This window comes from Vibrio sp. B1ASS3 (assembly GCF_905175355.1).
GTDB lineage: Bacteria > Pseudomonadota > Gammaproteobacteria > Enterobacterales > Vibrionaceae > Vibrio > Vibrio owensii.
The window spans coordinates 47,583-60,175 of the sequence record NZ_HG992742.1 but is presented as its reverse complement, the minus strand read 5'-3'; the positions used below and the strand labels follow the sequence as shown (position 1 = coordinate 60,175).

The following is a 12,593-nucleotide window of genomic DNA, read 5'->3' as shown; positions in this document are numbered from 1 at the left end:
TTAACCCCCTGCGATCGCTTGAAACAAAGAGATGCTATCTCCCTGTGAAAGAACTGTGCTAGCCCACTCACTGCGCGGCACAACATTGTTATTAATTGCAAAAACACAGCCCATTTCAGGCAGCGCAAATTGACTAATGATTTGCTGTAGATTCGACTCACTGGCAACTTGATGTGACTGGTCATTGATGACAATAGTGATCACATCTAAATCAGCAGCGGTCATTTGTGTTGTTTGTTGTTCTGATAACGTCATTGCTTCCAACTCTCTTAATTCTGCCCGTTGCTCTTAAGCTAAATCTGAGCACATACTTGGCACTGTTTGTCTTTACTTATCGCCATGGTTTGCCATTGCAGTTTCAACCCATCAAACAGGTGTAACTTGGCAGTCTCGATATGAAACTTTCCCGTCGCCAGTTTTTGAATTGCCGCTATCGCTTGGTAGTTACCAAGTGTCCCCACCACCGGACCGACGACACCGCTCTCACTACACTTTTGCGTTTGCGGTAATTCGTCGAACGGATACAAACAGCGGTAACAGGCTGTACTCTCTGCTTCTTGTTCAATCTGCGTTTGATAATCAAAGACAGCGAATTGCCCTTGCCAACCAATTGCCGCCGCCGAGATGAGCGGCGTGTTTTGCTCGAAACAAACTTGGTTAATGAGCTGGCGCGTTGGCATGTTATCGGTGCAGTCGAGCACCACATCCGCTAGCATCACCTCAAGCTGCAGCTGTGCTTTGTCTAATCGCTTATTGAGAGCACGAACTTGGACCATAGAATTAAGTTCAGTGAGTTGCTTTACAGTCGCTTTTGTTTTCGCAACTTGGAGGTCTTGTTCACGATAAATGATCTGGCGTTGCAGGTTACTGCTATCAACTTCATCGTCATCGACCACAACCAATTTACCAACACCCGCTGATGCCAAGTACAAACTCGCTGCGCTCCCTAACCCACCACAACCTATGATCAGCACATGCGATTTGCTCAAACGCTCTTGCCCAATTTCGGCAATTTCAGGCAGAGCGACTTGGCGCTGATAGCGAAGAAACTGCTTATCCGTGAGCATGCTCGCCTCTCTTGTTATGCGCCAATTCACTATTCTGATCAGTAAACGTTAGCTGTCTTTCCTTCATCAGTTGTGCGAAGAACTCGATGACGGACTGAGGTGATTCTGCCAACGTAATAGCACGCACAACTGCTAAACTAGAAACACCTGTTTGCCAAACTTGGGCTGCATTAGATTGGTCAATACCACCAATCGCAACCGTCGGAAAGCCAAGCACGTTGCCACTAACTGCTTTGTCTTTTGAAGGACGGAAAGCAGCCTCTGTATTTGTATAAGGAATGCTATCAATAAGCTTTTGATACAGTTCCAAGCGCACCAAACCTTGTGGTTTCGATGGCATCTGTTTTGTGGTGGTTGGGAAAATATGCCCTAGCGCGATGTAGCTAGGATGAATTTGTACGATGCGCAGTAGTTCATAATAACCATGAGTAGAAAGACCAAGACGAATACCGGCTTTAGTTAGCTGAGCCAAATTCGATTCTTCTATGTCTTCTTGTCCTAGGTGAACGCCATAAGCGCCATGCTTGATTGCCAACTGCCAATAGTCATTGATGAACACTTGTGCTTGATACTGACGACCTAGCTCAATTGCTCGAATGATCTGTCGTTCTAAATCGGCTTGTTGTGGGTTCTTGATTCGCAGTTGAATAGTGTTGATGCCTAGTGGCAATAGACGTTCAATCCAAGCAACATCATCAACGACTGGATAGAGCCCTAAACTTTGCTTAGTCAGAGTTGGAAAGCTAACGCTATCGCCTTGTGCAGACCAACCAACTTGAATACCTAGTCGGTTATCTTCCAGTACAGGTGTGGGGAAATCATCAAATTGGTCAGCCCACTGAGTAGATCTTCCCTCGTCAAGATTGTCATTCAACAGTGTTTCACGTGAAACATTCGCTTGTTGAGTTAACATTCCTCGAGCAAGTGTTAACGCATCTTCGATAGGAAAATCGAGTACTGTCAGCGTTACTATCCAAGCAAGGTGATGTTTGGGAGCGAACATTGCGTTGAATTTGGACTTAACGGAAAGCGCTCTCACTTCGTTGTTAATTGGGTGACGCCAGATATCAAGCTGAAGCACTTTCTCCTTTTCATCGGATACTTGCGTATCAGAAATGCCAATATAAATCGCTTTCGACGGTTGCTTAGCACACGCTTCTACCGATAAAGCAGAGCGGTAATAGAGCACAAATGAACTCTCATTCTCAGAGTCATAACCATCAATAAGATCTGTCGTTATGCGCGTGGTCTGTTGGTCGCGAACAAGCTGAATAGATTGAGTTGGGCTTACACCCAACTCAATGTCTTCGATACTAAAACCCTGTTCTTTCGCCAACAACAAACATTGCTGAACTAAACCAGTCAGTTCAATCAATGATGACGGAATAAGGATTTTGCTCATTAGTCACTTACCTCGGCATGTGCTGCTGGGTGGTATAGTTCAGAACCTGTATCTCTAAATTCTTGCGATTTCTGACGCATCCCCTCAAGAGGATCATCCAGCATTTTGATCGAGATAGCTTGGTCCGCAGCAACTTGCTCAGTGTCTTTCGCATACTCTCGTACCTCTTGCGAGATCTTCATCGAGCAGAACTTTGGTCCACACATGGAACAGAAGTGAGCAACTTTGCCGGACTCTTGAGGCAAGGTTTCATCATGGAAAGCACGAGCAGTATCTGGGTCGAGCGACAAGTTAAATTGATCTTCCCAACGGAACTCGAAGCGAGCTTTAGAAAGCGCATTATCACGAACTTGAGCGCCAGGGTGCCCTTTCGCTAAATCAGCGGCGTGCGCAGCAAGCTTGTAAGTGATCATGCCTACTTTCACGTCTTCTTTGTTTGGTAAGCCAAGATGCTCTTTAGGAGTTACGTAGCAAAGCATTGCACAGCCATACCAACCAATCATGGCAGCGCCGATGCCTGAAGTAATATGGTCGTAACCAGGAGCAACGTCTGTCGTCAGCGGACCAAGGGTATAGAAAGGAGCCTCATGACAGTGCTCTAACTGCTCTTCCATGTTCTCTTTGATCATATGCATTGGAACATGACCAGGGCCTTCAATAATCACCTGTACGTCGTATTCCCACGCAACCTTGGTCAATTCGCCAAGAGTACGAAGCTCTGCAAATTGCGCTTCATCGTTAGCATCAGCAACCGAGCCAGGACGCAGACCATCACCAAGAGATAGTGCGACATCGTACTTAGCACAGATTTCACAGATCTCTCGGAAATGGGTGTATAAGAAGCTTTCTTGGTGATGCGCTAAACACCATTTCGCGATGATAGAACCACCACGAGAGACGATGCCAGTAACGCGTTTTGCAGTCATTGGCACATAACGAAGTAGTAAACCGGCATGGATAGTGAAGTAGTCAACACCCTGCTCTGCTTGCTCGATCAGAGTATCGCGCATCACTTCCCAGTTAAGGTTTTCCGCAACACCATTCACTTTCTCAAGCGCTTGATACATAGGTACGGTACCGATCGGAACCGGACTGTTACGTAGAATCCACTCACGAGTTTCGTGAATATTGCGTCCAGTAGAGAGATCCATAACGGTATCGCCACCCCAGCGCGTTGCCCATACTAACTTTTCTACTTCTTCCTCAATCGAAGAAGTGACCGATGAGTTACCGATGTTGGCGTTCACTTTGACCAAAAAGTTACGCCCAATGATCATTGGTTCGGATTCTGGGTGGTTGATATTAGAGGGGATAATAGCGCGACCTTCGGCGACTTCTTTACGCACAAACTCAGCGGTAATGTCTTTTGGAAGATTCGCTCCGAAGCTTTGACCCGGATGTTGTTGATTCAGCACTTCATCACGGTATTGAGCACGCCCCATATTTTCACGCAGGGCGATGTACTCCATTTCTGGGGTAATAATGCCTTTGCGAGCATAGTGTAACTGAGTCACACACTGCCCACCTTTAGCACGTCGAATACGTGGTAGATTACCGTAACGAAGATCGTCTAGCGTTTCGTCTTCTAAGCGCTCTTTGGTGTATACCGAGCTTACTTCATCAAGTAGTTCAGTATCGGCACGCTCTTCAATCCACCCTTCTCTCAGCTTAGGTAAGCCGTTGTAGAGGTCTATGGTGTGTTCTGGGTCTGTGTATACACCCGAAGTATCGTAAACGCGTACTGGCTCATTAGGCTCGAAAATAGGCGCTTCTTTTGTACCTCCAATAAGGCTATCAGCGAGTGATATTTCACGCATTGGCACACGAATATCAGGGCGTGAACCCTCTACGTAGACTTTGCTTGAATTTGGGTACGGTTGTACCGAGAGTGTATCAATGAACTGTTTTGCTTCCAGTCTCGCTTGCTTGCGACTCGACATAGCATTTTTCCTTGCTTTGTTATACTTAGATAAAAAGTAATGGGATAAAAATGCTTGGCGGATAGATGCGACAAGAGGAATCGAATTAAAGACAAGTTGAGCGAGTGCTCTTCGTCTATAGCAACATTCGACTATTTGATAGGTCGACCAGATAGAGCTCTGGTGTAGATATCTTCTCTTGTTCCCTTCGCAGATTCTAATCTGATCAGGTTCAACGGATCCCGAATTAACGGTCTCAGCCTTATGGCACTCCGACAAGTAAAATCAGTATATAAAAACGGCTTGGTTAAACCAAGCCGACCTGATTAAGATTTGAGTATTTTTGCTAGCTACGCATCAATAATTGGAAACCAATCCACGCAGCTGAAATGCTTAACACGACATTCAGTAGTACGTTCAATCCCATCTTAAAGAAAGCGCCCTGCTGCATAAGCAACACGTTATCCATCGAGAAAGTAGAGAATGTGGTTAATGCGCCCAAAAAGCCAAGACCGATGATTTGACGCCATGGGTCAGTGACCATCAACTCAGTTTCAAACGCAGCAATCAGTAGACCCATAATAAATGAGCCAACCACGTTCACGGTCAAGGTACCGTACGGAAAGCCACGTCCGAGTAGCATCACACAAAGTTCAGAAATTAAGTAACGAGAACATGCACCAAATGCACCACCCAATGCAATAAAACCCAAAACGGATAGTTGTCCCATAATTCCCCCAGAAAAGTTAATGGCGACATTGTAATCAAATTTACGGTAATAGTGATTATACAATCTTAGAATTCAGCAAAGTATAGCGCTTAAAACTTATCAAGATTTAAAAAGTTACAGGAGTCACTTTACTTCAATATAACCCATCAACCCCGTCTTCATGTGTTCGATCACATGACAATGGTACATCCAACGTCCTAGGTTATCTGCAACAAATGCCGCTTTCGCACTGCCGTTTTTTCCAAGCAAGACCGTATCGGTATGAAACGGTTCATCGAGTTTTTTGCCATCTAACTCAAGAACAGTAAACGTGTGCCCATGAAGGTGAATAGGATGGTGATATTGGGTGACGTTCTTAAGGTTGAAGATATAGGTTTTTCCGAGCTCCAGCGTTGAAAGCGGCGCTGGAATATTATCTTTACTCATTCCCTCCCAAGCTCGTTTGTTCATCAGCCAAAACTTAGGTATCGCTTTGCCCGATTTATCGGCAGGAGTGACCGCCCCCTCCCATTCAAACACATAATCAATTTGTTCCGCATTTTCCAAATCAAGATCTGGCACAGGGTTGAGAGGCAATAAAGGCAGTTTCTGATTACTCGGCAGGTCAGACTCAACAATATCAAACTCACACAAAGGAAATGGGAAACGTCCTTTCATTTGACGCACATAAACACGTTCTCCAGCCTTCGGAGCAATCAATCCGACATCTAACCTCATTCCCGGACCAATTTTGTGCTGAGTGAGCTTATAAGGCGTTTTAACAGGATTACCATCTATAGCAATAACCCAAGCCTCTGCACCTTCTATAGCGATCGGGTAAGTAATAGTGTTATCGACATTAGCAATTCTTAGTCGCGTTGTTGCATTCTGCTTCAACGCATAAACAGGTTCATGAACACCATTGACGCTACTCCACTCTCCTGGCGTTCCCATACGTGCACTCAAGCGCGGCACCATAAGGTTCTTCCACTGACCTTGCTTATCTAAATGCCAATGCTTGAGGACGACTTCATGCTCTTCATCAAACTGAACAGGCTCAGCTTCTTCAACGATGATTAGCCCGACTAAGCCCATACCAAGTTGCTTAACACTATTCATGTGTGGGTGATACCAAAATGTGCCCGCATCTGGCGGTGTAAATTCATAAACGAATGTTTCACCTGGCATGATAGGAGACTGGCTCAAGAAAGGGACACCATCCATTTCAATAGGGATTCGCAAGCCATGCCAGTGGATTGTAGTCGGCTCTGAAAGCTTGTTAGTAAACCGAATAATAACTTTCTCGCCTTGGCGACAACGAATCGTAGGCGCTGGAATCGAGCCATTAAACGCAAGTACATCCGTGGTAAACCCTGGTACCAATTCAGCAGTAGAAGGCTCTGCAGTGATATCATATATATGCTGACCTTGTTTGTTAGTGCTCTTAGATAGAGAACATGCAGGCAGAACGGTAAGCGTAGAGATCGCTAAGGAAGATTGAAGAAAGCGTCGACGAGATATATCCATGTATTTAGTCACTCATTATTCCAATTGATGTGAGTGTAACTAAATACTAATAATGATTCTCAGTTATCTTTTAAAGATGTGCAGTCATAATGCTTAGATTCAGAGGTTATAAATGAAGACCTATATTTAATGGTCACTAACAAGATAGTAAGCACCTACACACATATAGCAAGCAAGTAAAAGAGATCGGTTTAAGAAGGAGGGAGCTTAATGGTAAATAAGGCTAGAGCAAGTAGAAATAGCAAGGCTCTAGAAACGACGAAAGCCTTGCTATTTCTAGCAAGGCTTTCTAAATAAGTGGCGGAGCGGACGGGACTCGAACCCGCGACCCCCGGCGTGACAGGCCGGTATTCTAACCAACTGAACTACCGCTCCGCACTGGTTAGACATTTAAGTCTAAATTTAAAGCCTGGCGATGTCCTACTCTCACATGGGGAAGCCCCACACTACCATCGACGCTAATTCGTTTCACTTCTGAGTTCGGAATGGAAGTCAGGTGGGTCCAAATCGCTATGGTCGCCAAGCAAATTCTTTAATTCGGAAAGCTGTTTTAAGTTCTATTTACACATTCAATGTTCTTGCATTGAGTCCATCAAAACCCCTTGGGTGTTGTATGGTTAAGCCTCACGGGCAATTAGTACAGGTTAGCTCAACGCCTCACAACGCTTACACACCCTGCCTATCAACGTTCTAGTCTCGAACAACCCTTTAGGATACTTAAAGTATCAGGGAAGACTCATCTCAGGGCTCGCTTCCCGCTTAGATGCTTTCAGCGGTTATCGATTCCGAACTTAGCTACCGGGCAATGCGTCTGGCGACACAACCCGAACACCAGAGGTTCGTCCACTCCGGTCCTCTCGTACTAGGAGCAGCCCCCTTCAATCTTCCAACGCCCACGGCAGATAGGGACCGAACTGTCTCACGACGTTCTAAACCCAGCTCGCGTACCACTTTAAATGGCGAACAGCCATACCCTTGGGACCGACTTCAGCCCCAGGATGTGATGAGCCGACATCGAGGTGCCAAACACCGCCGTCGATATGAACTCTTGGGCGGTATCAGCCTGTTATCCCCGGAGTACCTTTTATCCGTTGAGCGATGGCCCTTCCATTCAGAACCACCGGATCACTATGACCTGCTTTCGCACCTGCTCGAATTGTCATTCTCGCAGTCAAGCGGGCTTATGCCATTGCACTAACCTCACGATGTCCAACCGTGATTAGCCCACCTTCGTGCTCCTCCGTTACTCTTTGGGAGGAGACCGCCCCAGTCAAACTACCCACCAGGCACTGTCCGCAACCCCGATTAGGGGTCGACGTTAGAACATCAACACTACAAGGGTGGTATTTCAAGGACGGCTCCACAAATACTGGCGTACTTGCTTCAAAGCCTCCCACCTATCCTACACATGTAGGGTCAATGTTCAGTGCCAAGCTGTAGTAAAGGTTCACGGGGTCTTTCCGTCTAGCCGCGGGTACACTGCATCTTCACAGCGATTTCAATTTCACTGAGTCTCGGGTGGAGACAGCGTGGCCATCATTACGCCATTCGTGCAGGTCGGAACTTACCCGACAAGGAATTTCGCTACCTTAGGACCGTTATAGTTACGGCCGCCGTTTACCGGGGCTTCGATCAAGAGCTTCGACCGAAGTCTAACCCCATCAATTAACCTTCCGGCACCGGGCAGGCGTCACACCGTATACGTCATCTTACGATTTTGCACAGTGCTGTGTTTTTAATAAACAGTTGCAGCCACCTGGTATCTGCGACTCTCGTCAGCTCCATCCGCAAGGGACTTCACCATCAAGAGCGTACCTTCTCCCGAAGTTACGGTACCATTTTGCCTAGTTCCTTCACCCGAGTTCTCTCAAGCGCCTTGGTATTCTCTACCCGACCACCTGTGTCGGTTTGGGGTACGATTCCTTACAATCTGAAGCTTAGAGGCTTTTCCTGGAAGCATGGCATCAATGACTTCACTACCGTAGTAGCTCGACGTCGTGTCTCAGCCTTAAGAGAAACCGGATTTACCTAATTTCTCAGCCTACGCACTTGAACCTGGACAACCGTCGCCAGGCCCACCTAGCCTTCTCCGTCCCCCCATCGCAATTGTAAGAAGTACGGGAATATTAACCCGTTTCCCATCGACTACGCCTTTCGGCCTCGCCTTAGGGGTCGACTTACCCTGCCCCGATTAACGTTGGACAGGAACCCTTGGTCTTCCGGCGAGGAGGTTTTTCACCCCCTTTATCGTTACTCATGTCAGCATTCGCACTTCTGATACGTCCAGCATGCGTTACCACACACCTTCAACCGCTTACAGAACGCTCCCCTACCCAATGCACAAAGTGCATTGCCGCAGCTTCGGTTTACTACTTAGCCCCGTTACATCTTCCGCGCAGGCCGACTCGACCAGTGAGCTATTACGCTTTCTTTAAATGATGGCTGCTTCTAAGCCAACATCCTGGCTGTCTGAGCCTTCCCACATCGTTTCCCACTTAGTAGTAATTTGGGACCTTAGCTGGCGGTCTGGGTTGTTTCCCTCTCCACGACGGACGTTAGCACCCGCCGTGTGTCTCCCGGATAGTACTTACTGGTATTCGGAGTTTGCAAAGGGTTGGTAAGTCGGGATGACCCCCTAGCCTTAACAGTGCTCTACCCCCAGTAGTATTCGTCCGAGGCGCTACCTAAATAGCTTTCGGGGAGAACCAGCTATCTCCAGGTTTGATTGGCCTTTCACCCCTAGCCACAAGTCATCCGCTAATTTTTCAACATTAGTCGGTTCGGTCCTCCAATTGATGTTACTCAATCTTCAACCTGCCCATGGCTAGATCACCTGGTTTCGGGTCTATATCCAGCGACTGAGTCGCGCAGTTAACACTCGCTTTCGCTACGGCTCCCCTAGATGGTTAACCTTGCCACTGAATATAAGTCGCTGACCCATTATACAAAAGGTACGCAGTCACACCACGAAGGTGCTCCTACTGCTTGTACGTACACGGTTTCAGGTTCTATTTCACTCCCCTCACAGGGGTTCTTTTCGCCTTTCCCTCACGGTACTGGTTCACTATCGGTCAGTCAGTAGTATTTAGCCTTGGAGGATGGTCCCCCCATATTCAGACAGGATATCACGTGTCCCGCCCTACTCGATTTCACTTTATATGCGTTGCCGGTTACGGGGCTATCACCCTGTATCGCACAACTTTCCAGAAGTTTCACCTGACGCATAAAAAGCTTAAGGGCTAGTCCAATTTCGCTCGCCGCTACTTTCGGAATCTCGGTTGATTTCTTTTCCTCGGGGTACTTAGATGTTTCAGTTCCCCCGGTTCGCCTCGCTGCGCTATGTATTCACGCAGCGATACTTACTTATGTAAGTGGGTTTCCCCATTCGGAAATCCCAGACTCAAATGGTTTTTACTACCTAATCTGGGCTTATCGCAAGTTAATACGTCCTTCATCGCCTCTGACTGCCAAGGCATCCACCGTGTACGCTTAGTCACTTAACCATACAACCCGAAGGAGTTTCGAGTTGATGTTCAAATCACCAAAGTTGTCTCTCATTATTTGAATGAGCGAGAGACATTTCGATTTTGCCGGACTCAATTTCGAATAATCACTGTAAAAGTGATATTCCCAAGAACACTTGAATGTGTTTTTTGGTGTTTGTCATAAAGACAAACATTGAGAACTTTACAAACAAACTTAAAAGTTTGTTTTGTCAGCTTTCCAAATTGTTAAAGAGCTAATCACTTCTTATGAAGTAACCATTTTTAAAAACTCTCAAGAGAGAATGCTTAAAGATGGTGGGCGATACCGGGCTCGAACCAGTGACCCCCTGCTTGTAAGGCAGGTGCTCTCCCAACTGAGCTAATCGCCCACATAAGTTTTTCGTCTTGTGGTAGACGTCAAGAATGGTGGAGCTATGCGGGATCGAACCGCAGACCTCCTGCGTGCAAGGCAGGCGCTCTCCCAGCTGAGCTATAGCCCCATCTTGAGAGTCATTCTTAAAGAATGGTGGGTCGTGCAGGATTCGAACCTGCGACCAATTGATTAAAAGTCAACTGCTCTACCAACTGAGCTAACGACCCAATGGTATCCCGTAGGGGAGTCGAACCCCTGTTACCGCCGTGAAAGGGCGGTGTCCTAGGCCTCTAGACGAACGGGACACTGGATTGAAGATATTGGGATATCTTCGTCTCTTTTACTTATAAACCGTATCAATCTGTGTGGACACTCATCGTGAGTAATCATCGTTTAAGGAGGTGATCCAGCGCCAGGTTCCCCTAGCGCTACCTTGTTACGACTTCACCCCAGTCATGAACCACAAAGTGGTAAGCGTCCTCCCGAAGGTTAAACTACCTACTTCTTTTGCAGCCCACTCCCATGGTGTGACGGGCGGTGTGTACAAGGCCCGGGAACGTATTCACCGTGGCATTCTGATCCACGATTACTAGCGATTCCGACTTCATGGAGTCGAGTTGCAGACTCCAATCCGGACTACGACGCACTTTTTGGGATTCGCTCACTATCGCTAGCTTGCTGCCCTCTGTATGCGCCATTGTAGCACGTGTGTAGCCCTACTCGTAAGGGCCATGATGACTTGACGTCGTCCCCACCTTCCTCCGGTTTATCACCGGCAGTCTCCCTGGAGTTCCCGACATTACTCGCTGGCAAACAAGGATAAGGGTTGCGCTCGTTGCGGGACTTAACCCAACATTTCACAACACGAGCTGACGACAGCCATGCAGCACCTGTCTCAGAGTTCCCGAAGGCACCAATCCATCTCTGGAAAGTTCTCTGGATGTCAAGAGTAGGTAAGGTTCTTCGCGTTGCATCGAATTAAACCACATGCTCCACCGCTTGTGCGGGCCCCCGTCAATTCATTTGAGTTTTAATCTTGCGACCGTACTCCCCAGGCGGTCTACTTAACGCGTTAGCTCCGAAAGCCACGGCTCAAGGCCACAACCTCCAAGTAGACATCGTTTACGGCGTGGACTACCAGGGTATCTAATCCTGTTTGCTCCCCACGCTTTCGCATCTGAGTGTCAGTATCTGTCCAGGGGGCCGCCTTCGCCACCGGTATTCCTTCAGATCTCTACGCATTTCACCGCTACACCTGAAATTCTACCCCCCTCTACAGTACTCTAGTCTGCCAGTTTCAAATGCTATTCCGAGGTTGAGCCCCGGGCTTTCACATCTGACTTAACAAACCACCTGCATGCGCTTTACGCCCAGTAATTCCGATTAACGCTCGCACCCTCCGTATTACCGCGGCTGCTGGCACGGAGTTAGCCGGTGCTTCTTCTGTCGCTAACGTCAAATGATAGTGCTATTAACACTACCACCTTCCTCACGACTGAAAGTGCTTTACAACCCGAAGGCCTTCTTCACACACGCGGCATGGCTGCATCAGGCTTGCGCCCATTGTGCAATATTCCCCACTGCTGCCTCCCGTAGGAGTCTGGACCGTGTCTCAGTTCCAGTGTGGCTGATCATCCTCTCAGACCAGCTAGGGATCGTCGCCTTGGTGAGCCATTACCTCACCAACTAGCTAATCCCACCTAGGCATATCCTGACGCGAGAGGCCCGAAGGTCCCCCTCTTTGGCCCGTAGGCATTATGCGGTATTAGCCATCGTTTCCAATGGTTATCCCCCACATCAGGGCAATTTCCTAGGCATTACTCACCCGTCCGCCGCTCGACGCCGTTATCGTTCCCCGAAGGTTCAGATAACTCGTTTCCGCTCGACTTGCATGTGTTAGGCCTGCCGCCAGCGTTCAATCTGAGCCATGATCAAACTCTTCAATTTAAGATTTTGTCGGCTCAATGAATACTGAACATTACATAAGTAATGTTTGAATTGACTGTGCTGAATCTTTCGATTCAATGGTCACTTCGTTTCATTGAAACCTAATTTGATACCGCTTTCCGTTAAGAAAGAAATATCTAATTGGATTATCATCAACGAGTGCC

At 47.4% G+C, this 12,593-nt stretch carries 6 protein-coding genes, 5 tRNA genes, 3 rRNA genes and 1 riboswitch; all 14 genes read right to left on the bottom strand.

The genetic code is table 11. The features are described from left to right. Entirely contained in the window at window positions 1-255 is a 255-nt protein-coding gene (gene thiS, locus KJB05_RS00300) for a sulfur carrier protein ThiS (RefSeq protein ID WP_005378804.1), read from the bottom strand. Between the two features lie 38 nt (window positions 256-293). Beyond that, window positions 294-1,067, bottom strand: coding sequence for a HesA/MoeB/ThiF family protein (locus KJB05_RS00295; protein WP_208445834.1), 774 nt, complete (start codon window positions 1,065-1,067; stop codon window positions 294-296). Then, window positions 1,054-2,469 (bottom strand): thiamine phosphate synthase, encoded by a 1,416-nt coding sequence (locus tag KJB05_RS00290; RefSeq protein WP_208445835.1) that lies wholly within the window; start codon window positions 2,467-2,469, stop codon window positions 1,054-1,056. Before KJB05_RS00290 ends, KJB05_RS00295 begins: the two co-directional genes overlap by 14 nt. Further along, window positions 2,469-4,409: a phosphomethylpyrimidine synthase ThiC gene (gene thiC, locus KJB05_RS00285; RefSeq protein WP_050921515.1), complete on the bottom strand. Its 1,941-nt coding sequence runs from the start codon at window positions 4,407-4,409 to the stop codon at window positions 2,469-2,471. The genes KJB05_RS00290 and thiC overlap by 1 nt, the downstream gene beginning before the upstream one ends. Before the next feature lie 165 nt (window positions 4,410-4,574). Beyond that, window positions 4,575-4,673: riboswitch (TPP riboswitch) on the bottom strand. A 61-nt stretch (window positions 4,674-4,734) separates the two neighbouring features. Further along, window positions 4,735-5,118, bottom strand: coding sequence for a fluoride efflux transporter CrcB (gene crcB / locus KJB05_RS00280; protein WP_005430379.1), 384 nt, complete (start codon window positions 5,116-5,118; stop codon window positions 4,735-4,737). A gap of 123 nt (window positions 5,119-5,241) precedes the next feature. Beyond that, window positions 5,242-6,624, bottom strand: coding sequence for a multicopper oxidase family protein (locus KJB05_RS00275; protein WP_208445836.1), 1,383 nt, complete (start codon window positions 6,622-6,624; stop codon window positions 5,242-5,244). Between the two features lie 298 nt (window positions 6,625-6,922). Next, window positions 6,923-6,999, bottom strand: a tRNA-Asp gene (locus KJB05_RS00270). A 32-nt stretch (window positions 7,000-7,031) separates the two neighbouring features. Further along, window positions 7,032-7,148: ribosomal RNA gene (rrf, locus tag KJB05_RS00265) — 5S ribosomal RNA — on the bottom strand. 89 nt (window positions 7,149-7,237) lie between these two features. Further along, window positions 7,238-10,127: ribosomal RNA gene (locus tag KJB05_RS00260) — 23S ribosomal RNA — on the bottom strand. 295 nt (window positions 10,128-10,422) lie between these two features. After that, a tRNA-Val gene (locus tag KJB05_RS00255) sits at window positions 10,423-10,498 on the bottom strand. A gap of 35 nt (window positions 10,499-10,533) precedes the next feature. Then, window positions 10,534-10,609, bottom strand: a tRNA-Ala gene (locus tag KJB05_RS00250). Window positions 10,610-10,633: 24 nt separating this feature from the next. Next, window positions 10,634-10,709, bottom strand: a tRNA-Lys gene (locus KJB05_RS00245). A gap of 2 nt (window positions 10,710-10,711) precedes the next feature. After that, window positions 10,712-10,787 (bottom strand) — tRNA-Glu (locus KJB05_RS00240). An 89-nt stretch (window positions 10,788-10,876) separates the two neighbouring features. Beyond that, window positions 10,877-12,429 (bottom strand): 16S ribosomal RNA (locus tag KJB05_RS00235). Together the 16S, 23S and 5S rRNA genes with 5 tRNA genes alongside form the textbook arrangement of a ribosomal RNA operon. Window positions 12,430-12,593: the final 164 nt, after the last annotated feature.

Bases quoted from the DNA above. Each gene is read 5' to 3' on its own strand.
- thiS (WP_005378804.1), bottom strand. From the start codon at position 255: ATGACGTTATCAGAACAACAAACAACACAAATGACCGCTGCTGATTTA.
- KJB05_RS00295 (WP_208445834.1), bottom strand. From the start codon at position 1,067: ATGCTCACGGATAAGCAGTTTCTTCGCTATCAGCGCCAAGTCGCTCTG.
- KJB05_RS00290 (WP_208445835.1), bottom strand. From the start codon at position 2,469: ATGAGCAAAATCCTTATTCCGTCATCATTGATTGAACTGACTGGTTTA.
- thiC (WP_050921515.1), bottom strand. From the start codon at position 4,409: ATGTCGAGTCGCAAGCAAGCGAGACTGGAAGCAAAACAGTTCATTGAT.
- crcB (WP_005430379.1), bottom strand. From the start codon at position 5,118: ATGGGACAACTATCCGTTTTGGGTTTTATTGCATTGGGTGGTGCATTT.
- KJB05_RS00275 (WP_208445836.1), bottom strand. From the start codon at position 6,624: ATGGATATATCTCGTCGACGCTTTCTTCAATCTTCCTTAGCGATCTCT.